Genomic DNA, 23,638 nt, shown 5'->3' with positions numbered 1-23,638 from the left:
AAACCATTTTACTGATTTAGCATTGTTTTATATTATGCTTTTTTAGCTTTTTTTCTTTTGTAAAAATCGTAACCAAACCACAATACAAGTGCAATCAAGAAATATTTGAAATATGATGTTGGTTGTCCATCACCTCCCACAGTACAAAATAATCTATCCCAACGCACTTTATCGATAGCTTTGCTCCATGGAACGTTAGGATCAACACTCCACCAGATAAAAACTGGTTTACCCACAACATGATCAAAAGGTACAAATCCCCAGTAACGACTGTCTTCTGAGTTATGACGGTTATCTCCCATCATCCAGTAATAATCTTGTTTAAAAGTGTAGTTTGTAGCTTCTTTGTCGTTAATATAGATTTTTCCCCATTTTTCCTCTAATTTATTGCCTTCATAAACTGTTATAAGACGTTTGTAGAAAGGAAGGGTTTCTTTGTTTAAAACAACTGTTTTGTTAGCTTCCGGGATATAGATTGGACCAAAATTATCTAAAGACCAATCATTATTGTGAGGAAACATAGAATGACTTTGACTTTCTTTTGGAAGAATTATTTTTTCAATTGAATCAACAAGTCCAGATTTTTTTATTTTTTCTGCTCCTTCAAAAGTGAGATTTGCTTCTCTTTCTAGAGGATATATTTCTTTGATATTTAATGATAATGCGATTGCTACATTATCAGGAATGCCATTGCTTTCTGTGATTAAAGTTGCTGATTTGTCAGGATTAGAATAAGAACTCTTAACAAAAGGGATAATAGCGTCAATTTGCTCTTGGCTTTCAAAATATGCTATATATGTTCTGCTAAATTCAGTTGAACCTGACTCTTTTATTAACTCTGTAGATACACCGTTTTTCGATTTAACTTTGTAAATAAACTGAAGTTTGGTTCTGTCAGAATAAGTTTGTTTTTTATTGTTTATAAAAATATCGCCATTTTTTATAGATAAATTATCACCAGGCAAACCAACACATCTTTTTACATAATTAGAACGTTTGTCTAATGGTTTGTCAATATGTCTATGAGAAGCATCTCTAAAGAAATATACAGTGTCTATTGGCCAATTGAAGACAACAATGTCATTTCTTTTTATACTTTGGATTCCTGGAAAACGGAAAGACGGTAATTGCGGCCAGCTTAAATATGATTTTTCTTTAACTACTAATAAACTATCGTGAACCATTGGTAAAGCCACTGCGGTTTTAGGTGTTCTAGCTCCGTAGTGAAATTTACTCACAAATAAGAAATCCCCAACTAATAGTGTTTTTTCTAATGATGAAGTAGGAATCGTAAAAGGTTGCATTACATAAGTATGCACTAGGGTTGCTACAACAATTGCATACAATAAAGAGCTTATAGTATCGCCAACTTGAGTTTTAGCCACTAAACTTCTGTCTTTGATGTATTCTACATTTTCAAAATAGTTGACGTAGTATATGTAAAAACCTAAAGTAAGAACCCCTAAAAGTGTATCTTTTGTTGAATTTTTACCAAAACTGCGTAGTGTTTCCACCCAAACAACAATGAACATAATTAGGTTTATAATTGGAATAAATAATAAAGCAGTCCACCAAGTAGGTCTGTTTATTATTTTCATCAATACAATTGAATTGTAAACAGGAATAAAAGCTTCCCATGATTTTCTACCTGCTTTTTCATATAGTTTCCATGTTCCTAATCCATGAATGATTTGAACTACTAAGAAAAATATAAACCACTGTAATGCTGTCATTTTTTTACCTTTTTATGTTTGCTTTTGAATTTTACTTCTAAAGTTGAATTATTTATTGTTGTTAAAGAGGACGTCTTTCATTGTGAAAATTCCTTTTTTTCCTATTAACCATTCTGCTGCAATAACTGATCCAAGGGCAAAACCTTCGCGGTTATGTGCTGTATGTTTAATTTCTATTTGATCCACTTCACTATCATAAAAAATGCTATGTGTACCTGGAATATTTTCTATTCTTTTAGCATCAATGTGTATTTGATTCTCTGACGGAGTATCAAGTGTCCATGATTCATAAGCAGAATTTTCTATAATTCCATTAGCTAGTGATATTGCAGTTCCACTTGGAGCATCAAGTTTTTGAGTATGATGAATTTCTTCCATCGATACTTTGTACTGATTTAAATTAGCCATCATTTTAGCTAAATAATCATTCAATTCAAAAAAAATGTTGACTCCCAAACTAAAGTTAGAACCATATATAAAAGCGCCATTTTTTTCTTTACAAAGCGAAACTATTTCATCATATTTTTCTAACCAGCCTGTTGTACCACTTATCACTGGAATGTTAGTAGCAAAACATTCAGAAATGTTACATACTGCACTACTTGGGACACTAAAATCGATTGCTACATCTGCATTTTTAAGTCCATCAAAACTATCTTGGCTTGATTTGCGTAATACAATTTCATGACCACGTTCTAAAGCGATTCTTTCAATCACTTTACCCATTTTTCCGTATCCTAAAAGTGCAATTTTCACTGTTTATTATTTTAAATTAAGGGATTAAAGAATTTTATCAATAATCCAATTAATTGTTAGAATTTATAATTTAAACTAAGTCCAACGTTTTGTTTGTAGTTGAATTCATTAGTTTGGATTTCAGGTCGTATAGTTAAATCACCATTTACGTTAAATTGTTGTAAATGAGCGTCAACATTAGCATCAATAATGTTAAGAGCATACAAGGCAGCAGTGATTAGTAAAGATAAATCTCTATTGCGTTGATGGTATTTTTGTGCGTCAATTAATCGATCAGTACTTAAAAGACCTTGGTAGCGGTCATTACTATTTTCGCCAAGAACTAAACGTTGTTTGTAAGCATCACGATATCTGTCGTATCTTTTTTGATTCCAAGTGTACGAATAAATACCTGTACCTAAAGCAATATAAACAATAGGAATTTTCCAATACCTTTTATTGTAAGCTTGCCCTAAACCCGGTAAAACTGCCGAATAAAAAGCGGCTTTTGCAGGTCTTAAAGGATCTATGGTTTTGGTAACAGTATCTGAGGCGATTAGTTTAATTTCTTCTTGACCAAAACTTGAAAAATTCCCAGTAATAGCACAAAAAATAAATATGTATAACCAGCTTTTCACTAACTGTTAATCAATTTAAGAATTCTGTTAAAATCTTCTTCCGAAGTAAAAGGAATAGTGATTTTACCTTTACCATTTCCGGCTACTTTCACATCTACTTTAGCTCCAAAATAATTTGCAAATGCTTTTTTGTCTTCAGATTTTACATCAAAAGAAGCATCATTATTTTTTGAAGAAGGAATCGCCTTTTCTGGAGTGCCTTCATGGTAAGCTTTTACTAAAGCTTCTGTTTCACGTACAGAAAGATTTTGGCTAACTATTTTTTGGTAAATATCAGCTTGATCATCGTGGTTGTCAATATTAATAATAGCACGACCATGCCCCATAGAAATGAATCCATCACGAATACCGGTTTGGATTATTGGGTCAAGTTTTAATAAACGCATGTAGTTTGCTACTGTTGATCTTTTTTTACCAACACGGTCACTAACTTGTTCTTGAGTTAACTGAATTTCATCCATTAAACGTTGGTATGATAAAGCAATTTCGATTGGATCTAAATCATGACGTTGAATGTTTTCTACTAAAGCCATAGTTAACGACTCGTTGTCGTCAGCTAATCGGATGTAAGCAGGAACAGTTTTTAGACCAACAATTTTTGAAGCACGTAAACGACGTTCCCCAGAAATTAATTGGTATTTGTTAAATTCCATTTTACGAACTGTAATAGGTTGTATTACACCAAGTTCGCGAATAGAAGTGGCTAATTCTTGTAAAGATTCTTCATTAAAATTGGTACGAGGCTGAAACGGGTTAATTTCGATAGCTTCAATATCTAATTCGATAATATTACCAACTACTTTGTCAGCATTTTTATCTGTAACTGATTTGATATCGTTTTCAGGATCTTTCAATAACGCAGATAACCCTCTTCCCATTGCCTGTTTTTTCGCTAATGCCATATACTATTTTAACTATTTTTCTTAATTATTTCTTCTGCTAAATGTAAGTAGTTTGTTGCTCCTTTGCTTGTAGCGTCATAATTAATGATGCTTTCTCCATAACTAGGAGCTTCACTTAATTTGATGTTACGTTGTATCACTGTTTCAAATACCATATTGTTGAAATGTTTTTGAACCTCTTCAACCACTTGATTTGATAAACGTAAACGTGAATCATACATTGTTAACAATAATCCTTCAATGTCTAAATCAGGATTGTGTATTTTTTGAACACTTTTTATAGTGTTAAGTAACTTTCCTAAACCTTCAAGTGCAAAATATTCGCATTGAATAGGGATTACAACACTGTTTGCAGCAGTAAGCGCATTAAGTGTTAATAATCCTAACGATGGAGCACAATCTATAATGATATAGTCGTATTTATCCTTAACAGATTCTAAAGCTTGCTTAAGCATGTATTCTCTGTTTTCTTTATCTACTAGTTCAATTTCGATAGCAACTAGATCGATGTGTGCAGGAATCACTTCAACATTAGGCGATGAGCTTTTAATAGTAGCCTCTTCAGGCGTGTTACTATGCTCAAGGATTTGATAAGTACCTATCTCGACACTTTCTACATCAATGCCTAAGCCAGAGCTGGCATTTGCCTGAGGATCTGCATCTATAAGCAATACTTTTTTTTCTAAAACGCCTAAAGCGGCCGCTAGGTTGATAGAAGTTGTCGTTTTTCCAACTCCACCTTTTTGATTAGCAATTGCAATGATTTTACCCATCTGATTTTTTGAAATTTTGAGCCGTAAAAATACAATTATTTATGGGTTTTGAAAATCTATTTTGTTAACATTTTGACAAAATGATTCCGTGCCCTATAAACAGAGAGTTGTAAAAAAAATATTATTGAACTAGATTAAATTCTACATAATTTTTCAGCAGCTGCAATTAATGTTTCATCAGTTTTGGCAAAACAAAAACGAAGCATACTTCTGTCTGTGGCGTCGTTGTAAAAAACCGAAATTGGAATTGCAGCTACACCGTGCTTTGTGATTAATGCTTTAGCAAAATCAACATCGTTCAGTTTCGATATCTCTTTGTAGTTCACTACTTGAAAATACGTACCATCGCAAGGCATCAGCTCAAAACGACTATCACGAATTAGGTTTTGAAATAAATCTCTTTTTCGAAGATACATTTTAGATACTTCGTTAAAATCTACTACATCAAGATAGTGAGCAATGGCATGTTGCGAAAAACTATTTACGCTAAAAACTAAAAACTGATGCACTTTTTTCATCTCGGACATTAAATTTTCAGGCGCTATTAGATAACCCACTTTCCAACCCGTAACATGTAATGATTTTCCAAAAGAAGAAGCGATTACCGTGCGATGTTTTAATTTTTTTCGAGTATTGAATGAAATATGAGGTTGGGTAAAAGTAATGTATTCGTATACTTCATCACCCAAGATTAAAATTTGTGGATGTTTTTCTAAGATGGTTTCTAGTGATTCAAAATCTTTTTCTGTCCAAATTCTACCTGTAGGATTGTGCGGATTATTGATGACAATCATTTTGGTTTTGGAAGTGATAGCGTTTTCAATTCGATTGAAGTTGGGCGTGTAATCCTCGTTTAACGAAACACGAACAGGTATTCCTCCCGCCACTAGAACCGATGGTTCGTAGCTATCATAACTAGGATCCAATATAATCACTTCATCACCAGCCGAAACAAAGGTGTTAATTGTAGTAAAAACGCCTTGAGTAGCGCCTGCGGTAATAAGCATTTCGGTAGATGTATTAACAATTCTTCCGTATTGTTTAGTAGTTTGAGCTGCAATTTTTTCCATTAGCGAAGGTAAACCTGCCATTGGAGTATATTGATGGATGTTTTCTCTAATTAAACGTTCAGAAATTTGCAATAAACGTTCGTCTTCTGGAAAGTTAGGGAAACCTTGTGATAAATTGATAGCTCTGTGCTCATTCGCTAATTGCGACATTACAGAAAAAATGCTAGTTGTGATATTGGGTAATTTTGACATGGCCCAAATTTAAGAAAACAAATAAGAATTTCATATTTTTGAACTTTACTTAATACCATAAATATGTCTGCCAATTCTGTTCTAGCGTCACTTAGAAACCGAATATTAAACGGAGAATCTTCAGCTAGTGCAAGTTGGGCGCAAGAAGTTGAGCAATTGTACAAAAACGGAATAGGTTTAGACGAAGCCTTGCAGTACTTGTATTTTGAAAAACCTTCTGCAGATGATTTTGAAAATTGGATCAATAAGAAAGCGACAACACTAGTTTCTGTTGAGGATAAAAATGAAGATGTTTTGTCTGAAACCGATTTGCAATTTTTTGAAGATAATGGCTATTTTGTTTTAAAAAATGCCATTTCAAAAGAAGATTGTTTAGCGACTCAACAAATTATATGGGAGTTTTTAGGAATGGAACCTGACAATCCAGACTCTTGGTATGTTGCACATCCAGAGCAAAAGGGATTGATGGTTAACTTTTTTGAGCATCCCGTTTTAGAAAAAAATAGAGCCTCTGCCCGAATAAAAAAAGCCTACGAGCAGTTGTATCAATCCAAACAAATTTATAAAACGATCGATAAAGTAAGCTTTAATCCTCCCATTACTCCAAATTACAGTTTCAAAGGCAGTGATTTGCATTGGGATGTCAGTTTGCAACAACCCATCCCGTTTCGATTGCAAGGATTAATTTACCTTTCTGATTGCGGACCAAAAGACGGTGCGTTTCATTGTGTGCCAGGTTTTCATCGAAGTATTGCAGAATGGATAAAACAAGTACCCGAAGATGAAAACATTCGAGCCTACGCTACAGCAACCTTACAACCCATTCCCATAACCGGAGAAGCTGGTGATATGGTCATTTGGCATCAGGCTTTGCCTCATTGTGCAACGCCTAATTATGGTACAACGCCACGAATGGTACAATACCTAACGTACTTTGGCGAAAAGTACACAGAACCTACCCAATGGATTTAAACAAACAATAGAACAATATACAATGTCAAAAATAATTATACTCACTCCCATGGAGATAGAAAGAGAAAAAGTGCTTTCTGCTTTATCTCGAATACCAACACTAAATCATACCTACGAAGTCATTGTTTCAGGAATAGGGAGAGAAAGTACTGCCAAAGCCATGATGCAATTGCCACCACATGATGTTTGTGTATTGATGGGATTTGCGGCCATAGTTGGTAAAGCCAGTGATTTACCCGATTATTTGCAATTGGGAAAACCTATTGAAATTACCAATGCCTCTTTGTATGGTTACGAAGGCGGTTTGTTTGAAAATGGCGCTCCCATTACCAAAGAAGCACATTTAAATTTACCATGCTTGTCTTCCTTGACTTCAGATAAGTTTGTACGAACGACAGATCTAGCCGAAAAAACAGTCGTGAATATGGAAGATTATACGTTTATGTACCTCAAAAAACCACAAGATTTTATTGTTCGTATTATCTCTGATTTTTTACCGCATGAAACCGAAATCGACTTTTTTGAAGAAGTGAAAAGTATTGATTTTTTGGAGGGGGTGATGGAAGTGGATAAATTAAATTTTTAATAATATAAAACCAGCTGTGAGGCTGGTTTATATTATATTTGATACTTTTTCTTTTGTTATTATTTGATTACTTTCAATAACCTTTACTGTTGGAGGCTCTGAAAATTCATATCCTTTTAGTTCTATAATTAGCTCATTGAATTCTTCCGAGGTAGCAACAATTAGGTTGTCAAGACCTATAACATCTCCACTTTTAATTTTTGCTTTTACACTTTTTGCTTCATTTTCTTCAAGGGTAATTAGATAACTTAATGCTTTTCGGTGAACGTATTTAAGCGCAATAGATTCTAAATCTGCTTGTTTATACCTTTCTCTTAAACTTGTTTTTACACTCCAGCAAATTGGACCTCGTTCTGAAGTGTAAAACATTAAATCATAAATTACATTAGGGACAAATGCTACTTTTGCACTCATATATATAGGCAGAATGCCTTCTCGAATACAAAGTGTAGCTAAAATGTATTCAAATATTTTACCGTTTAGGTTATTGTTTCTTTCTGGATGTAAAGCATAAGCATTCCAATATTTTTGAATATATTCGTTAGGTTTTGTATACGATATTTCAAAAAAATTCGGGAATAAACTATCAAAAATAATTTCTGCTTTATTATCTTTTCCAATGGTAATGCTTAAATCGTTTAATTTTCCCATTATTATTTTAATATTAATTTTAAGATTTCATTGGCTGTCGCTTGAATCGCTGGAACAGCAACTGAATTGCCAAATTGTTTATATGCTGATGTGTCAGAAACAGGAATGACAAAATTATCTGGAAATCCTTGTAATCTTGCCCATTCGCGAGGTGTCATTTTTCGGATTCCAAGTTTATTGACTTCACTTTTAATTTTTGTTGTTGGTGTGTAATTTGTAATTCTGTGATCGATAACTAGGTTTCTTTCTCTTCCCATTCCTCCACAAACCACAGCATTTGCAATTTCATCGTCTTTAATAATGTTGTAACCAAATCCATTACCTTTTTTTTCGTGTCTAGCTTTATGGTTTTCTAAAGTTTGTAGATATTGTGTTGAAAGATAATATTTTGTGTCTACTACATTTTCTTCTTTTACTTCTTTGAATGTAATTTTTTGATTTAAAACATTTGGATAATCAAAACTAGTTATGCCTGTGTTTTTATGAAAACCAACAATAAAAATTCTTTCTCGATTTTGAGGTATTCCAAAATCTTTAGCATTTAATATTTCAGGTTCAGGTACGTAGTAGTTTAAGTCGTTTCGTAATGTGTTTAAAATAGTAGCTAATGTTTTTCCTTTATCGTGATTTTTTAAGCCTTTTACGTTTTCTAAAAAAAAAGCTTTAGGTTGTTTTCTTTTTATTATATCAGCAACATCGAAAAATAATGTTCCTCTAGTATCTTCAAAACCACCTCTTTTACCTGCTATCGAGAATGCTTGACATGGAAATCCTGCGCATAAAACATCAAAATTATCAGGTATATAGTTTTTAGTATATTCTTTTGTGATATCGCCAAAAGGAGTTTCACCAAAATTTGCACGATAAGTTTTCTTTGCATTTTCATCCCATTCACTAGTAAAAACACATTTCCCACCTAAGTTCTGAAGTGCTAATCTAAAGCCCCCAATTCCTGCAAATAAATCAATAAATTTAAAGGTATAATCCTTTGGAGTTGGGAAAGGAACATTTTCTACTTCAAATAATAATTGTTGTAAAGCAACTTCATTTACTAATCCTAATTCTTCTTCTTGATTTTTATATTCAATAATTTGATTAAGATATTCAAGAGCTTCTTTTTCATAATGTTTTTTTACACCATTATGATAGTTATGTAAGTAATGAGTTAAAACGGCTTTTCTATTATCATCTTCTTCTACAAAACGAATTTTAAATTTTTTTCCGTCAAATTCATCTATTGATATAGTCTCTTTCATCATCATTTCTTGAAAATTTTATCGTTGAAGAATGTTGTTAAATCAAAATCTAAAGCAATTATTATCTTTTCCATAATTTCTATAGAAACATTCCTTTTTCCTTTCTCTATATCTGAGATATAGTTTCTATCCACATTGGAAATATTGGCTAAATGTTCAATAGAAATTCCTTTTTCTTCTCTAAGAGATTTTACTTTTAAACCAAATTTTTCTTTAATATTCATAGTGTATAAAATTATTGCTATGCTTACAATTGACCTGCTTACAATTGTAAGCAGGAAAGGTTTAGTTGTTAACAAGTTTTAAGCATAAAAAAAACACCAACATTTCTGCTGGTGTTTTTTTATAAATATTTAGATTATAACTTAATCCTCTAATAAGACCTCAAGAATCGTAATGGCTGCATCGCTAATTTTAGTCCCAGGACCAAAAACCGCAACCGCTCCGGCGTCAAATAAGTATTGGTAATCTTGCGCAGGAATTACGCCACCCACAATCACCATAATATCTTCACGGCCGTATTTTTTTAATTCTTCAATTACCTGAGGAACTAACGTTTTGTGTCCCGCTGCTAAAGAGGAAACACCTAAAATATGTACATCGTTTTCTACGGCTTGTTTCGCGGCTTCTTGTGGTGTTTGGAACAATGGCCCAATGTCTACGTCAAAACCTACATCGGCATAACCTGTAGCAACAACTTTAGCGCCACGGTCGTGACCGTCTTGTCCCATTTTAGCAATCATAATACGAGGGCGACGTCCCTCTTTTTTAGCAAAGGCATCTGCTAATTGTTTTGCTTTTTCAAAGCTTTCGTCGTTTTTAATTTCTTTACTATACACTCCGCTAAAACTTCTAATTTGTGCTTTGTATCTTCCAAAAACCGTTTCTAAAGCATCACTAATTTCGCCTAAAGTGGCTCTGTTTCTAGCTGCATCAACGGCTAAATCTAATAAGTTACCATTTCCTGTTGTAGCACATTCGGTTAGTTTGGCTAAACACTCCGCAACTTTTGCATTATCACGCGTCTCTTTTATTTGTTCCAAACGCTCAATTTGTTGTTTACGAACCGTTTGGTTATCTACTTCAAGAATATGTAAAGGATCTTCTTTTTCCAAACGGTATTTGTTCACCCCTACAATAATATCTTGTCCGCTGTCAATACGTGCTTGTTTACGTGCAGCTGCTTCTTCAATGCGAAGTTTTGGGATACCTGCTTCAATCGCTTTGGTCATTCCGCCCAATTCTTCTACTTCTTCGATTAATGCCCATGCTTTTTCAGCAATTTCAGCCGTTAAACTTTCTACATAATAGCTTCCTGCCCAAGGGTCAACAGTTTTGCAAATTTTGGTTTCTTCCTGTAAAAAGATTTGTGTATTACGCGCAATACGTGCTGAGAAATCAGTAGGTAAAGCAATCGCTTCATCTAAAGCATTCGTGTGTAAGGATTGAGTTCCTCCAAAAGCTGCTGCGGCAGCTTCGATAGCAGTACGCGCTACATTATTAAAAGGATCTTGTTCTGTTAGACTCCAACCCGATGTTTGGCAGTGTGTTCTTAGTGCTAATGATTTTTCGTCCTTAGGGTTGAATTGTTTCAATAATTTTGCCCAAAGCATACGACCGGCACGCATTTTTGCAATTTCCATAAAATGATTCATTCCAATCGCCCAGAAAAACGATAGACGAGGAGCAAATGTATCTACATCCATTCCTGCAGCTAATCCAGTACGAATGTATTCTAATCCATCCGCTAAAGTATAAGCCAACTCAATATCGGCAGTGGCACCTGCTTCTTGCATGTGGTAACCAGAAATTGATATTGAATTGAATTTAGGCATGTTTTTACTCGTATATTCGAAAATATCCGCAATGATTTTCATCGAAGGCGTAGGTGGATAAATGTAAGTATTACGCACCATGAACTCTTTTAGAATATCATTTTGAATTGTTCCTGACAATAGGTTAGGAGCCACACCTTGTTCTTCGGCAGCTACAATGTAAAAGGCCATAATTGGTAACACCGCACCATTCATCGTCATCGAAACCGACATTTCACCTAATGGAATTTGGTCAAACAGCACTTTCATGTCTTCTACCGAATCTATGGCAACTCCTGCTTTTCCTACGTCACCAACTACACGCTCATGATCTGAATCGTATCCACGGTGAGTTGCCAAGTCAAACGCAACCGATAATCCTTTTTGGCCAGCAGCTAAATTTCTTCTGTAAAAAGCATTACTTTCTTCGGCAGTAGAAAAACCTGCGTATTGACGGATTGTCCAAGGACGGCGAACATACATCGTTGCGTAAGGACCTCGTAAATTGGGTGCAAAACCAGCGCCAAAATCCAGATGCTCTAAACCTTGAATGTCAGCTTCAGCATAAGAAGATTTTACTTCTATTCCTTCAGCTGTTAAAAAAGAGTTATTAGCTGATGGCTGATGGCTATTAGCTGATGACTCTAAAGTAATATGTTGAATATTTTTTCTCACTATTTATTCTATAACTTGAAATTGATAATGACGGTAACTTAAGTTTTTGTTTTTGTTGTTAACCAAAGCGCCAACAGCAGCAGTAGCAACACCTCCAGTAAACACAGCTACCGCAGATTCATTACTTCCAGCAGCTAAAACTCCTGAAGTAACTAATAATCCAGCACTGGCTCCAAAAAGTATATTTTTTACTGTACGGCCACCTTTAGGGTAAATTTTAATGCTTGCTATGTTGTTAATTTTTACTTCGGCTCCGTCGATGGTGATGGTTTCATTGTCTTTTACTGAAAAGCTACCTACCATTTTTTTACGATCTAATGTGGCAATTTTAGTTCTTTGTCCGTCTTCGAAAAGAACAGTTTTGCCCGTAGTTTTATTAGTAGCTTCTAGTTTTTTTGTCTGGCCAAAAAAGGTAAAGCTTGTAAGAACTAATACTAATAATAATAGCTTTTTCATAGTGTTGGTTTTATGGTTGTTTTTCGGTTTCTAAACGCTCTTGTTCTATTTTTTCGGCCAAACGCTTTTCAATTATTGGTGTAATCAATGTTTTTCGTGGCTTTATTTTTACAAAAGGGAAAAGTTCTAAGTCATGACTCATGCGGTCATTTTTATTCGGGTATTTGTTAGTTCCCAAAAGAATTTCTTTACCTGAATCAAATAACTCTTGTTCTTTTTGAGCGCTTTCTTGTATTTTCTTTTGGATGGTTCCTTCTTTTAACTGATGTAAGAAACCGCCATTAGCTTCGATATCTTTAAATAGTAGAAGTGCTTTGTTGGCAAGTTGAGACGTTAAACTCTCAATATAATAAGCACCATCTGAAGGGTTTTCTACTTTGTCAAAATAGCTTTCATGTTTTAAAACCAATAGTTGATTTCTTGAAATTCTGTCGCCAAACTCATTGTCTTTATGGTAAATGGCATCATAAGCAAGATTTGAAACCACATTTGCTCCGCCTAAAATAGCACTCATACATTCGGTAGTAGTGCGAAGCATATTCACATTATAATCGTAAAGTGTTTTGTTGCGTTTTGTAGGAGTTGCTATGATATGACAATCTAAAGTATGATCGTACTCTTTTGCAAGTGCCGAAAATAATAGACGTAATGCTCTTAGTTTAGCGATTTCGAAAAAATAATTGGTTCCTACTGCTGTTTCAATTACAATAGGCTGTTCTATTTTTTTGTATTTGTTGAAATATTCATTTAGATGTGCTAGTGTGTAAGCCAATTGCTGAACAATAGTAGCACCAGCATTTTGATACAAAGTAGCATTTATAGAAACAACATTTATGTTTTTACAGTTGTTGATTGCTGAGTTTACAACTTCAAAATTGTCTTGACTTGTGAACCAATTACCATCTGAAGCCAGTTGATGAATAGGGTCGATTAAGCAATATATTGTCGTGTTTCTTGTAGCTGCAACAGCATTTACTTTTTGTAAAAAGCTATCTGAAAGAAATTTTACAGTTAGGTAAATTGGAATTGATTCGATTTCGATGTTCGAAAGTAGTTTAGCAACATCAGTTTCTTCGTTTTCTATTGTAAATCGTAAACTTTCTGCACCTCTTGCAATGGCATCTTTTGCCTTTTTAATTGATTTGTCTATGTCAAAAACAAAGATGTTTTGTAAGATTTTGAAAGGTTCATTAGAAGATGGAACATTATTTATGTTTGCATCTTCATCCGCATGGTAAAAAGGTTTTACTTTTATGCCTTCTGGACTTTCCCAAACTAGTGTTTCGTTATAATCTGCCCCTTTTAGTTCGTACTGAATTTGTTGCTTCCATTGTTTGGACGAAACGGGTTCGAAATCTTTAAATAAGTTATTTTTCATAATTTGAAATTCCAAATACCAACTTTATGATTCTAACTTTTAGGGTTAGAAATTCGATTTTATTTATTGGTGACTAATTTTTTTCAATTGTATCTCCTTCAAATTCTATTATATAAATGTCTTCGTTTTCACGTTTCATATAATATTTTTCCCTAGCATATTTTTCTATTTGAGCAGGATTTTTGAGTTTTTTAATCTGCCCTTTGTCTTTTTTTATTTCTTCTTGATAATAAGATTTGTTGTCTTCAAGCTCATCAATTTCCTTATTTAAAACTCGGTGATCTAAATAAGAATAATTATCAAGGAAAAGCATCCAAACCACAAAAAACAATGAAACCAAAAAGTACCTGTTGCCTAAAAATTTTAGCCAAGGTTTTTTGGAAGTTATCTTTTCAATTGGATTTGTCATTGGTTTTTTTTAGCCCCGATAGTAGCGACATCCTTTTTGATGGCTGAGGCTCTCGAAGCCATCAAAAAGATATAGCGAATAGCGGGAAATAGCTCCTAAAAATAGTAAATATTTATGAAATACGTTGATTAATTACTGCTCGAACCACATCGATAGCAACAGTATTGTATTTGTCATTAGGAATAATGATGTCAGCAAAGGCTTTTGTAGGCTCAATGAATTGTTCGTGCATTGGTTTTAATGTCGTTTGGTAACGATTTAAAACCTCTTCCATGTCTCTTCCGCGCTCTGCAATATCTCTTTTTAAACGACGGATAAGTCTTTCGTCAGAATCAGCATGAACGAAAACTTTGATGTCAAACATTTCACGAAGTTCCGGATTAGTTAGGATTAAGATACCTTCTACAATCATTACTTTGCGAGGTAGTGTGTGGATTGTGTCACCGGTGCGATTGTGTTTTACAAACGAGTAAACAGGTTGGTCGATTGCTTTACCATCTTTTAAGTCTTTTAAGTGTTGTACTAAAAGTTCGAAATCGATAGAACGAGGATGGTCAAAATTGATTTTTGTACGTTCGTCTAAACTTAAATCACTTGTTTCTTTGTAATAATGATCTTGAGAAATAATACCTACCTCAGTTTCTGGTAATTCATTCATAATTTGGTGAACAACAGTAGTCTTTCCTGAGCCAGTTCCTCCGGCAATACCTATAATTAGCATAATTGTCTTGTTTGTGAACTGCAAAAATAGGGATTATGGATTTATTTTTTGTAGTGCTATTGATTATTCATTAAAAAAAATAATACTTTTACAGTATAACTAAATACTAATTATAATGAAGAAAATTGCTGCCTTGAGTTTATTATTTGTGTCTTCTTTTGTTTTTGCACAAAGTAGTGAAAAAATAAAGTACAGTAAAGAAAAGATCAAAGAAATGGAAGCCTATTTGTTTGAAGAAGTTTTTACAACTGTTAATAATAAAAAAACTTCCACTGTTATTCTTAAAGATGGAAGAGTTATTAAAGGATACTTTAAAGACATTGACCGAAAAAAAGGACAAATTACTGATATTAAATTTAAAGACAGTGTTACTGGTAAACAAGAAGAGTTAGATGCTGCCTTAATTAGTGAATTGTATTTGGCTCCGAGTGGTGCTGAGAAAGGGGCAAAAGCATTTAAAAATGCTACCAACATTAGAAGCTTAGCGACTAAAAAAATGAAAAAAGCAACAAACAAGGAAACAGTGTATTTTAAAAACCAAACAGTTTCTTTGAAAAATAAAAAAGAGATCAAGGAATATTTAATGCAGTTAATTAATCCTGAATTTAATAGTATTATCGAAGTATATGGTGATCCAAATGCAAATGAAACTCAAGGTGTAAGTTTTGGAGGTATGCAAATGGGAGGGGGACTTTTAAAATCTTTTTATCTAAAGAAAGGTGATAAAGTTTTTTGGATGCACAAAAGTGACTTTGGAGATTATTACAATGAAATTTTTGGTGACAATCCAGAGTTTATTAAGCAATACCCTTTAAACTCTATAGAATGGGGGTATTTGAGTTTCTTAATTTATGAATACACGAGAATGACTGAAGAGTCAAAACAATAATAAAAAAAACCGGATTACTCCGGTTTTTTTATTAATTAAAATTACAATAGTTTAATGTACTTTTGCCGCAAATTATAAAAATAGAATTAATGAAAAATTTTTTTTTAGGAGCTATGTTGTTCCTTTCAATGCTTTCGTTTTCGCAAATGAAAGTAGAAGACTCTTATTCGTATAAAGTAAGTGAACCCTATAAGGTTTTTGATGCTGATGAAAAACATTATTTTTCTAGAGATAACAATTCTATAGCCGTAAAGATTGATGGTAGAAATATAATGATACAAAAATTTGATAATGAAAAACCAAAATTTGTAAGTGAAAAACTGTATAAAGAATTTTTGCCTAAAAACGGTGTTATTGAAGAAGTATATGAGTTTGGTAATAAATATTATATTTTTTACTCGTCATGGGATGGAGGAAATGTTAAAAGAGAGCAATTATTTGCAGCAGAAATAGATATTGAAAAAGGGGAGTTTGTTTCTGAGCCTAAACGTGTATTTTATATTGATGGAAAAGTTAAAGGTATGGCTCCAAATACTATAAAGTATATGAATTTTAACTTAAGAAAATTTGAGTTTTATAGATCACATGATAAAAGTAAAATGCTTGTTAAGTTTTCAAGAATTCCAGAAGTTAAAAATGATAAAAAAAGTAATGAAATTATAGGTTATAAAGTATTAAATTTTGATTTGTCTGTAAATTCTGAAAGTGAGGTAAAAATGCCATACACTGAAAGAATTATGGAAAACTTAGATTATCAACTAAATAAAAATGGTGATTTATTTTTGCTAGAAAAAATATTTGAAGATGATTCTAATAAAGATAGAAAAAGTAAAAAGGATGATAAACCAAACTATCATTTAGAAATTTTAACTTTAAAAGCTAATGCCAAAGAATTTCAAACTACAAAAATCGATTTGAAAGATAAATTTATCAATAATTTAAAGTTTATTGACTCTCCAGATGATAAAATGGTTTTTGGTGGAATTTACAACAGTGGATCAAAAGATTTAGATGATGCAGACGGATTTGTTACTTTTCAATTAGATAAAAATTTTGCGGTTATCAATAAAAATTTTATTGAATTTCCTTTAGAATTAATGAATCAATATGTTTCTGAAAAAACTGCTAAAAAGAATGAGAAAAAAGAAGCAAAAGAGGATGAAGATGGAGAAGGTGCTAATATTAAAAATCTTGTTTTAAGAGATTTGAGTTTGAATCCTGATGGAAGTATTGTCTTAACAAGTGAAGTTTATAATGTAATTGTTCATACTTATATGACATCATCTGGAACCAGAACAAGTTATACGTACTATTATGGTAGTGTATATGCTGCAAAAATTGATTCGAATGGAAAATTAGGATGGATGAAAAAAATTCCTAAAAATCAAATAGGAAGTAGAGGTAGAGGAGGAATGTCATTCCAATATTTATTCAATAATAATAATCACTATGTAGTTTTTCTAGATAATGTTAAAAATATTGATTTGCCTTTAAATAAATTCCCAGCAAGGCATTCAGATGGAAAAGGTGGGTATTTAACTTGTGTAAAAATAAATGATAAAGATGGTTCTGTTACTAAAGGTTCAATATTGGATGTAAGAGGTATGGAGGAATTTAATTTGCATCAAATTAATATGGACAGAGTTTTCCAATCTTCCGAAAATTCATTTATGATGGAGGCTTATAAAAAGAAAAAAGAGGATGTAATGTTGAAGATTAATTTGAATTAAGCTTAGATAAATTACAATAAAAAACCCATCGTTAAGATGGGTTTTCTATTTTTTGCTCTTTTTCTAGATTTATCAAATGAGCCATATTTTTGATTACATTATCATGTTTTTTAACAAAAGGATTTTCCTGATCCCAAACATAACCTGCTAAGACAGCACATATTTTTCTTTTAACTTCTGGGTTTTCAGGTCGGTGGAAAAATAAGGTTTGTAAATTTCCTGTATACCATTCCTTAACATAAGTAGTAAATACTCCAATTCCACTTCTCATGTATTGCGTAAATTCTACTTCCCAGTCTATTTTTTCTCCTTGAAGTTGACGGTGAACTAATTTTGCTGAAAGCATACCAGATTCAGTAGCAAAAGCAACTCCTGATGAAAATACAGGGTCTAAGAACTCTGAACTATTTCCAGTTAATGAAAACCCATCTCCATACATTTTCTTAACAGAACGAGAGTAGTTCTCAAGTTTAACAGGCTCAAACAAGAATTCAACACCTCCAAAACGCTTTATATAATAATCAGATAACTGAATAGCATTTTTTAAAGCCTCGGCATTGTCTTTATTGGTAGAAAGTGAATTGATGAAATCAGTAGGGCCAACAACTCCTAAACTTGTATTTCCGTTAGAGAAAGGAATAACCCATAACCAAACTTCGGTCTCTAAAATATCGAATGAAATTAAAGTACCTTCTTCTCCTTCAGGACGATTAATATCTTTAACATGAGTAAATATTGAAGAATGAGGGTCTAATTTTGAAGGTGTGTCAAGGTCCAAAAGTCTAGGTAAAACACGTCCATATCCACTAGAGTCAATAATGAATTTAGCATGAATTTCTTTCATATTACCATCTTTATCTTTAACAGTGGTAATAGAATCGCTTCCGTTAAACTCTACCGCAAGAACTTCACTTTCAAATTCTAAGTCAATACCTTTTCTAATAACTTCTTGCGCTAAAGTGTTGTCAAAGTCAGCTCTAGGAACTTGCCAAGTCCAATCCCAACCTTCAGAAAATTTATCGCTAAAATCAAATACACAAATTTCTTCTCCTCTGATAAAGCGTGCGCCTAGTTTTTTTTCAAAATTCATTGCGTCAAGTGCAGGAAATAAACCAGCTTCATAAAAATGATCCATCACTCGAGGTATCAAACTTTCACCAACAACTAGCCTAGGAAATTTAGTTTTTTCGACAACTTTTACCTTTACATTGTTATTGTGTAAATATGATGCTGATACACAGCCTGATGGTCCTGCGCCAATCACTAAAACATCTACTATCTCCTTTGTCATTTTTTTTCTTTTTTTTTCTTAAGAAAATATTACTTTTGCGAGTTCAAATTAACTACATATATTTTGAAAATGAAAGCGAATGTTAATTATAATTTCGCTTTAAAAAAATGAGCAATTGATGAGTATAATAAACGAGTATTTAAGTTTAAAAGAATTTGAAGATATAGTCTTTAAAAAAAATCCTGTACAATTAAGTGATAATGTTCTGGAAAGAGTTTCAGAAAGTTTTGAATTTCTTAAAGAATTTTCAGGAAATAAAGTGATTTACGGAGTAAATACTGGTTTTGGACCAATGGCTCAATATCGTATTAAAGACGAAGATCGTTTGCAATTGCAATATAACTTGATAAGAAGCCATTCTTCAGGGACAGGAAAACCATTAAGTCCTGTTTTTGTGAAATCGGCAATTTTAGCAAGATTAAATACACTTTCGTTAGGTAATTCTGGAGTTCATCCTTCGGTTATTTTATTAATGAAAGAGTTTATTAATAGGGATATTACTCCTTTGATTTTTGAACATGGTGGAGTAGGTGCAAGTGGAGATTTAGTGCAGTTAGCGCATTTAGCTCTTACTTTAATAGGTGAAGGAGAAGTTTTTTATAAAGGTGAAAGAAGAGCAACTAAAGAAGTTTTTGAAATAGAAGGGTTAAAACCTATTAATGTTGAAATTCGTGAAGGTTTAGCCTTAATGAATGGAACTTCTGTAATGACAGGTATTGGTATTGTAAATGCTTATAACTCTAAAAAGGTTTTAGATTGGTCTGTAAAAATATCATGTGCTATCAATGAATTGGTTCAAGCTTATGATGATCATTTATCTGAAGAGTTAAATGGAGTAAAGCATCACTTTGGACAGCAAGAAATTGCTAGAATAATGAGAAATCATTTAGCAGATAGTTCTTTGGTAAGAAAAAGAGAAGATCATTTGTACTCGGGAGAAAATACTGAAGATGTTTTTAAAGAAAAAGTTCAAGAATATTATTCATTAAGATGTGTTCCTCAAATTTTAGGACCAGTTTTAGATACTATCAATGGAGTTGAAAAAGTCTTAGAAAACGAAATCAATTCAGCTAATGATAACCCAATTATTGATGTTAAGAACAAACATGTTTATCATGGTGGAAATTTCCATGGGGATTACATCTCTTTGGAAATGGACAAATTGAAAATTGTTGTTGCCAAATTGACCATGCTTGCAGAAAGACAGCTAAATTATTTATTGAATTCTAAAATAAACGAAATTTTGCCTCCTTTTGTAAATTTAGGTACTTTAGGGTTTAACTTTGGTATGCAAGGTGTTCAGTTTACAGCTGTATCAACTACAGCTGAATCTCAAACTTTGTCAAATCCAATGTATGTTCATAGTATTCCAAATAACAATGATAATCAAGATATCGTTAGTATGGGAACTAATGCTGCAGTAATGGCTGGTAAAGTGGTCGAAAATGCATTCGAAGTTTTAGCAATTGAATTAATTACAGTAGTTCAAGCAATAGATGCTCTTGGATTTAAAAATCAAGTATCTTCAACTACCAAGTCTATTTATGATGAAGTGAGAAAAATTGTGCCAGAGTTTAAAGATGATATGGTAATGTATCCTTATGTTCAAAAAGTGAAAGATTATTTAATAGGGTAAAAACAATCAACTAAACAATACAAGCTATGAAAAAACTAATTTTATTAATCGTTTTAGTAACGCAATGGGTTTCTGCACAAGAAATGTCATTAGTTATGGAAAAGAAAAAAATGGGGTTTATTAATAAATCTGGTGAATTAGTTATTCCATGCAAATATAAAGCGGCAATGAGTTTTTCTGAAGGTTTAGCTGCTGTAATGGAAGATGGGAAATTTGGTTTTATTGATATGAAAGGGAATTGGGTTATTAAACCTACTTATGATAAAGCTCGATATTTTAAAGACGGAATTTGTGCAGTTGTAATTGGTAAAGAAGGATTTTGGATCAATAAAAAAGGAGAAAAAACAAATCTAGCACAAACTGATAAGGCATATGATTTCGAAAAGGGATTAGCATTTATTAGACAAAATGAAAGCGTTGGAGTTGTTAATTCTAAAGGAGAAGTTGTAATTAAGCCAACTTATCAAATGATTAAGCATTTTGAAGGTGGTTACGCTCGTGCAAAAGTCAATGATAAATGGGGGATTATTGATCAAACTGGTAAAATCATTGTAAAATTTGATTATGATGATATTGGAGATTATGTTAAAAATGTATGTTGGGCAAAAAAAGGAACAGATTTTGGTTTAGTAACTAACAATTCATTCAAAGTGTTAGAAGGTGTGACAAAAATTTGGGATTTTGTAGCAACATCAGATCTAACTTACGCTAAAAAAGGCGAAAAAGTTGGTTTTATTAATACATCAGGAAAATGGGTTATCGAACCAAAATTTGACAAAGCTAGAGCCTTTGTTAAAGGTTTAGCACCAGTTTTTAGTGATAAGTTATGGGGTTTTATTAATGTAAAAGGAGATTATGTAGTAAAACCAACCTATACAGATGCTGAAACGTTTAGTGAAGATGGTTTAGCTCCTGTGAAAGTTGATAAAAATTGGGGTTTTATAAATACTAGTGGAAAAATGGTAATCGAGCCTCAATATCAAATTTCAATGCCAGGTTTTGTTGGAATGTTTAAAAACGAAGAAAAAGGATTCATAAACGGATTAGCTCGTGTAAGTAAAGATAAAAAGTTCGGATTTATTAAAACCGATGGTTCTGTATTAGGAAACGTTTGGTTTCAACACGTAGAGTTATTCTCAAAATAAAAATACACATATGAAATGTGCTTTAGTAACAGGTGGTTCAAGAGGAATAGGTAGTGCTATTTGTCAAAAATTAGCCGAAGATAAAAATTATCACATCTTAATTAATTACCAAGGAAACCAAGAAGCTGCCCTGCAAACGCTTGAAAAAGTAAAAGCATTAGGAGCAACTGGTGAAATTATTCAATTCAATGTAGCAGATGCCGAAGAGGTTAAAGCTGCCTTGACAGCTTGGCAAGAAGCTAATCCAGATGCTATTGTTGAGGTTATTGTAAATAATGCCGGAATTACACGCGATGGTTTGTTCATGTGGATGTCTCAAGATGATTGGAATAATGTTATTAATACCAGTTTAAATGGTTTTTTTAACGTAACTAATTTCTTCATTCAAAAATTATTAAGAAATAAGTATGGACGAATAGTTAATATGGTTTCAGTATCTGGAGTGAAAGGAACAGCTGGACAAACAAACTATTCTGCTGCAAAAGGAGCAGTTGTTGCGGCGACTAAAGCTTTAGCGCAAGAAGTAGCTAAAAGAAATATTACCGTAAATGCTGTTGCACCTGGTTTTATTAGAACGGATATGACAGGTGAATTAGACGAAAAAGAATTAGCAAAATTAATACCAGTAAACCGTTTTGGCGAAGCAGAAGAAGTAGCTGATTTAGTAGCATTCCTTGCCTCAAAAAAAGCAGGTTATATTACAGGGGAAGTAATCAATATAAACGGAGGAATTTATTCATAAAATTACTTAATTAGAAAATGGATAAAAGAGTAGTAATTACCGGAATGGGAATTTATTCTTGTATAGGTACTTCATTAGATGAGGTTAAAAACTCTTTGTATGAAGGTAAGTCAGGAATAATTTATGATGAAGAAAGAAAACAGTTTGGTTTCCGGTCTGCTTTAACAGGAAGTGTTCCTAAACCTGATTTAAAAAACCTTCTTAATAGAAGGCAAAGAATTAGTGTTGGTGAAGAAACAGAATATGCTTATATGGCTACTATAGAAGCATTAAAAAACGCCAATATAGAGGATGCTTATTTTGATGAAAATGAAGTAGGAATTATCTATGGTAATGATAGTGTTTCGCTTGCAATAATTGAAGCTACTGATATTATAAGAGAGAAAAAAGATACAACACTTATTGGTTCTGGAGCAATTTTTAAATCGATGAATTCTACGGTAACCATGAATCTTTCAACTATTTTTAGATTAAAAGGGGTGAATCTTACCATTAGTGCAGCTTGTGCAAGCGGTTCACATTCTGTTGGTTTAGGATATCATTTAATTAAAAGTGGTCTTCAAGATATGATTATTTGTGGCGGAGCACAAGAAATCAATAAATATGCTATGGCTAGTTTTGATGGATTAGGTGTGTTTTCTACAGATGAAGACAATCCAGCAAAATCATCACGTCCTTTTGATTCTTCTCGTAATGGTTTAGTACCATCGGGCGGTGGAGCTACGTTAATTCTTGAAAGTTATGAGTCTGCTGTTAAAAGAGGCGCTCCTATCATCGCTGAAGTAGTTGGGTATGGATTTTCGTCAAATGGTGGACATATTTCTACTCCAAATGTTGATGGTCCAGCGACTGCAATGAAAAGAGCTTTAGATCAAGCTAATATTAAGCCAAGTCAAATCGATTATATCAATGCTCATGCAACATCAACTCCTGTAGGTGATGCGAATGAAGCAAAAGCCATTTTTGAAATTTTTGGCGAAAATGGACCACTTGTAAGCTCAACTAAGTCGATGACAGGTCACGAATGTTGGATGGCGGGTGCTAGTGAAATTATTTATTCGATTTTAATGATGCAAAATTCGTTTGTAGCCCCAAACATTAATTTGGAGAATCCTGATGAGGATTCAAAAAAATTAAATATTGCTACAACTACCATAAATAAAAAAATTGACATATTTTTGTCAAATTCTTTCGGATTTGGAGGAACAAATTCGGCTTTAGTAATAAAAAAAGTATAGTGATTT

General features: G+C 32.9%; 23 protein-coding genes. 8 read left to right on the top strand and 15 right to left on the bottom strand.

All coding sequences use genetic code 11. The features are described from left to right. Nucleotides 1–32: 32 nt before the first annotated feature. From lepB to BUC09_RS05915, 6 genes are all read right to left on the bottom strand, one after another. Nucleotides 33–1,733 carry a signal peptidase I gene (gene lepB, locus BUC09_RS05940; RefSeq protein WP_073309637.1) on the bottom strand — a complete coding sequence of 567 codons (1,701 nt, stop codon included), beginning with the start codon at nucleotides 1,731–1,733 and terminating at the stop codon, nucleotides 33–35. 48 nt (nucleotides 1,734–1,781) lie between these two features. Then, on the bottom strand, nucleotides 1,782–2,489 hold the full coding sequence (dapB, locus tag BUC09_RS05935; protein ID WP_073309635.1) for a 4-hydroxy-tetrahydrodipicolinate reductase: 708 nt from the start codon (nucleotides 2,487–2,489) through the stop codon (nucleotides 1,782–1,784). A 56-nt stretch (nucleotides 2,490–2,545) separates the two neighbouring features. Beyond that, nucleotides 2,546–3,106, bottom strand: a complete 561-nt coding sequence (locus tag BUC09_RS05930; RefSeq protein ID WP_073309634.1) for a DUF5683 domain-containing protein — start codon at nucleotides 3,104–3,106, stop codon at nucleotides 2,546–2,548. After that, on the bottom strand, nucleotides 3,106–4,008 hold the full coding sequence (locus tag BUC09_RS05925) for a ParB/RepB/Spo0J family partition protein (protein ID WP_073309632.1): 903 nt from the start codon (nucleotides 4,006–4,008) through the stop codon (nucleotides 3,106–3,108). Before BUC09_RS05925 ends, BUC09_RS05930 begins: the two co-directional genes overlap by 1 nt. Nucleotides 4,009–4,016: 8 nt before the next feature. Then, entirely contained in the window at nucleotides 4,017–4,781 is a 765-nt protein-coding gene (locus tag BUC09_RS05920) for a ParA family protein (protein WP_073309630.1), read from the bottom strand. A gap of 134 nt (nucleotides 4,782–4,915) precedes the next feature. Then, nucleotides 4,916–6,043 (bottom strand): methionine aminotransferase, encoded by a 1,128-nt coding sequence (locus BUC09_RS05915; RefSeq protein ID WP_073309628.1) that lies wholly within the window; start codon nucleotides 6,041–6,043, stop codon nucleotides 4,916–4,918. Between the two features lie 63 nt (nucleotides 6,044–6,106). Between BUC09_RS05915 and BUC09_RS05910 the strand changes: the two genes are divergently transcribed. Then, complete coding sequence (locus tag BUC09_RS05910; RefSeq protein WP_073309626.1) at nucleotides 6,107–7,015, top strand: phytanoyl-CoA dioxygenase family protein; 909 nt, start codon at nucleotides 6,107–6,109, stop codon at nucleotides 7,013–7,015. 22 nt (nucleotides 7,016–7,037) lie between these two features. Next, nucleotides 7,038–7,601, top strand: a complete 564-nt coding sequence (locus BUC09_RS05905) for a hypothetical protein (protein WP_234972526.1) — start codon at nucleotides 7,038–7,040, stop codon at nucleotides 7,599–7,601. Nucleotides 7,602–7,628: 27 nt separating this feature from the next. Here BUC09_RS05905 and BUC09_RS05900 read toward each other — a convergent pair whose 3' ends face one another. From BUC09_RS05900 to udk, 8 genes are all read right to left on the bottom strand, one after another. Beyond that, the gene (locus BUC09_RS05900; protein WP_073309624.1) at nucleotides 7,629–8,252 is read right to left on the bottom strand and encodes a hypothetical protein; all 624 of its coding nucleotides are present in this window, start codon (nucleotides 8,250–8,252) and stop codon (nucleotides 7,629–7,631) included. Between the two features lie 2 nt (nucleotides 8,253–8,254). Continuing rightward, nucleotides 8,255–9,514, bottom strand: a complete 1,260-nt coding sequence (locus BUC09_RS05895) for a DNA cytosine methyltransferase (RefSeq protein ID WP_073309622.1) — start codon at nucleotides 9,512–9,514, stop codon at nucleotides 8,255–8,257. After that, nucleotides 9,511–9,732 carry a helix-turn-helix domain-containing protein gene (locus tag BUC09_RS05890; protein ID WP_073309621.1) on the bottom strand — a complete coding sequence of 74 codons (222 nt, stop codon included), beginning with the start codon at nucleotides 9,730–9,732 and terminating at the stop codon, nucleotides 9,511–9,513. Before BUC09_RS05890 ends, BUC09_RS05895 begins: the two co-directional genes overlap by 4 nt. Before the next feature lie 141 nt (nucleotides 9,733–9,873). Beyond that, on the bottom strand, nucleotides 9,874–12,000 hold the full coding sequence (gene scpA, locus BUC09_RS05885; protein WP_073309619.1) for a methylmalonyl-CoA mutase: 2,127 nt from the start codon (nucleotides 11,998–12,000) through the stop codon (nucleotides 9,874–9,876). After that, a complete protein-coding gene (locus BUC09_RS05880; protein WP_073309617.1) occupies nucleotides 12,001–12,453 on the bottom strand; it encodes a VIT1/CCC1 transporter family protein in 453 nt (150 codons plus the stop codon). It abuts the gene before it with no gap. 10 nt (nucleotides 12,454–12,463) lie between these two features. Continuing rightward, nucleotides 12,464–13,831: a methylmalonyl-CoA mutase subunit beta gene (locus BUC09_RS05875; protein ID WP_073309615.1), complete on the bottom strand. Its 1,368-nt coding sequence runs from the start codon at nucleotides 13,829–13,831 to the stop codon at nucleotides 12,464–12,466. 73 nt (nucleotides 13,832–13,904) lie between these two features. Further along, on the bottom strand, nucleotides 13,905–14,240 hold the full coding sequence (locus BUC09_RS05870) for an FtsB family cell division protein (RefSeq protein ID WP_073309613.1): 336 nt from the start codon (nucleotides 14,238–14,240) through the stop codon (nucleotides 13,905–13,907). Nucleotides 14,241–14,352: 112 nt separating this feature from the next. Further along, a complete protein-coding gene (gene udk / locus BUC09_RS05865) occupies nucleotides 14,353–14,961 on the bottom strand; it encodes a uridine kinase (protein ID WP_073309611.1) in 609 nt (202 codons plus the stop codon). 115 nt (nucleotides 14,962–15,076) lie between these two features. Between udk and BUC09_RS05860 the strand changes: the two genes are divergently transcribed. Further along, a complete protein-coding gene (locus BUC09_RS05860; protein ID WP_073309609.1) occupies nucleotides 15,077–15,850 on the top strand; it encodes a hypothetical protein in 774 nt (257 codons plus the stop codon). Between the two features lie 89 nt (nucleotides 15,851–15,939). Then, nucleotides 15,940–17,580, top strand: a complete 1,641-nt coding sequence (locus BUC09_RS05855; protein ID WP_073309607.1) for a hypothetical protein — start codon at nucleotides 15,940–15,942, stop codon at nucleotides 17,578–17,580. A gap of 31 nt (nucleotides 17,581–17,611) precedes the next feature. Here BUC09_RS05855 and BUC09_RS05850 read toward each other — a convergent pair whose 3' ends face one another. Beyond that, on the bottom strand, nucleotides 17,612–18,871 hold the full coding sequence (locus BUC09_RS05850) for an NAD(P)/FAD-dependent oxidoreductase (RefSeq protein WP_073309605.1): 1,260 nt from the start codon (nucleotides 18,869–18,871) through the stop codon (nucleotides 17,612–17,614). 118 nt (nucleotides 18,872–18,989) lie between these two features. Between BUC09_RS05850 and BUC09_RS05845 the strand changes: the two genes are divergently transcribed. Genes BUC09_RS05845 through BUC09_RS05830 form a run of 4 tightly spaced genes read left to right on the top strand, consistent with a single transcriptional unit; the run spans nucleotide 18,990 to nucleotide 23,632 of the window. Continuing rightward, a complete protein-coding gene (locus BUC09_RS05845) occupies nucleotides 18,990–20,507 on the top strand; it encodes a flexirubin biosynthesis tyrosine ammonia-lyase FlxA (RefSeq protein WP_073309603.1) in 1,518 nt (505 codons plus the stop codon). A gap of 26 nt (nucleotides 20,508–20,533) precedes the next feature. Beyond that, complete coding sequence (locus tag BUC09_RS05840) at nucleotides 20,534–21,652, top strand: WG repeat-containing protein (RefSeq protein WP_073309601.1); 1,119 nt, start codon at nucleotides 20,534–20,536, stop codon at nucleotides 21,650–21,652. Between the two features lie 10 nt (nucleotides 21,653–21,662). After that, on the top strand, nucleotides 21,663–22,394 hold the full coding sequence (gene fabG, locus BUC09_RS05835) for a flexirubin biosynthesis SDR family reductase FlxB (RefSeq protein ID WP_073309599.1): 732 nt from the start codon (nucleotides 21,663–21,665) through the stop codon (nucleotides 22,392–22,394). Between the two features lie 17 nt (nucleotides 22,395–22,411). Further along, nucleotides 22,412–23,632, top strand: coding sequence for a beta-ketoacyl-[acyl-carrier-protein] synthase family protein (locus BUC09_RS05830; protein WP_073309597.1), 1,221 nt, complete (start codon nucleotides 22,412–22,414; stop codon nucleotides 23,630–23,632). The last annotated feature ends 6 nt before the right edge of the window (nucleotides 23,633–23,638 follow it).

Source organism: Flavobacterium terrae (assembly GCF_900142035.1).
Classification (GTDB): Bacteria; Bacteroidota; Bacteroidia; order Flavobacteriales; family Flavobacteriaceae; genus Flavobacterium; species Flavobacterium terrae.
The sequence above is the reverse complement of the archived record's forward strand: the minus strand, read 5'-3'. Positions and strand labels throughout refer to the sequence as shown.

Coding starts and splice junctions, on each gene's coding strand:
- BUC09_RS05875 (WP_073309615.1), bottom strand. CDS start 13,831: ATGAAAAATAACTTATTTAAAGATTTCGAACCCGTTTCGTCCAAACAA.
- BUC09_RS05840 (WP_073309601.1), top strand. CDS start 20,534: ATGAAAAAACTAATTTTATTAATCGTTTTAGTAACGCAATGGGTTTCT.
- BUC09_RS05890 (WP_073309621.1), bottom strand. CDS start 9,732: ATGAATATTAAAGAAAAATTTGGTTTAAAAGTAAAATCTCTTAGAGAA.
- BUC09_RS05900 (WP_073309624.1), bottom strand. CDS start 8,252: ATGGGAAAATTAAACGATTTAAGCATTACCATTGGAAAAGATAATAAA.
- BUC09_RS05855 (WP_073309607.1), top strand. CDS start 15,940: ATGAAAAATTTTTTTTTAGGAGCTATGTTGTTCCTTTCAATGCTTTCG.
- BUC09_RS05860 (WP_073309609.1), top strand. CDS start 15,077: ATGAAGAAAATTGCTGCCTTGAGTTTATTATTTGTGTCTTCTTTTGTT.
- BUC09_RS05915 (WP_073309628.1), bottom strand. CDS start 6,043: ATGTCAAAATTACCCAATATCACAACTAGCATTTTTTCTGTAATGTCG.
- BUC09_RS05925 (WP_073309632.1), bottom strand. CDS start 4,008: ATGGCATTAGCGAAAAAACAGGCAATGGGAAGAGGGTTATCTGCGTTA.
- BUC09_RS05905 (WP_234972526.1), top strand. CDS start 7,038: ATGTCAAAAATAATTATACTCACTCCCATGGAGATAGAAAGAGAAAAA.
- BUC09_RS05910 (WP_073309626.1), top strand. CDS start 6,107: ATGTCTGCCAATTCTGTTCTAGCGTCACTTAGAAACCGAATATTAAAC.
- BUC09_RS05920 (WP_073309630.1), bottom strand. CDS start 4,781: ATGGGTAAAATCATTGCAATTGCTAATCAAAAAGGTGGAGTTGGAAAA.
- BUC09_RS05830 (WP_073309597.1), top strand. CDS start 22,412: ATGGATAAAAGAGTAGTAATTACCGGAATGGGAATTTATTCTTGTATA.
- BUC09_RS05845 (WP_073309603.1), top strand. CDS start 18,990: ATGAGTATAATAAACGAGTATTTAAGTTTAAAAGAATTTGAAGATATA.
- lepB (WP_073309637.1), bottom strand. CDS start 1,733: ATGACAGCATTACAGTGGTTTATATTTTTCTTAGTAGTTCAAATCATT.
- BUC09_RS05870 (WP_073309613.1), bottom strand. CDS start 14,240: ATGACAAATCCAATTGAAAAGATAACTTCCAAAAAACCTTGGCTAAAA.
- BUC09_RS05850 (WP_073309605.1), bottom strand. CDS start 18,871: ATGACAAAGGAGATAGTAGATGTTTTAGTGATTGGCGCAGGACCATCA.
- BUC09_RS05895 (WP_073309622.1), bottom strand. CDS start 9,514: ATGATGATGAAAGAGACTATATCAATAGATGAATTTGACGGAAAAAAA.
- BUC09_RS05880 (WP_073309617.1), bottom strand. CDS start 12,453: ATGAAAAAGCTATTATTATTAGTATTAGTTCTTACAAGCTTTACCTTT.
- udk (WP_073309611.1), bottom strand. CDS start 14,961: ATGCTAATTATAGGTATTGCCGGAGGAACTGGCTCAGGAAAGACTACT.
- fabG (WP_073309599.1), top strand. CDS start 21,663: ATGAAATGTGCTTTAGTAACAGGTGGTTCAAGAGGAATAGGTAGTGCT.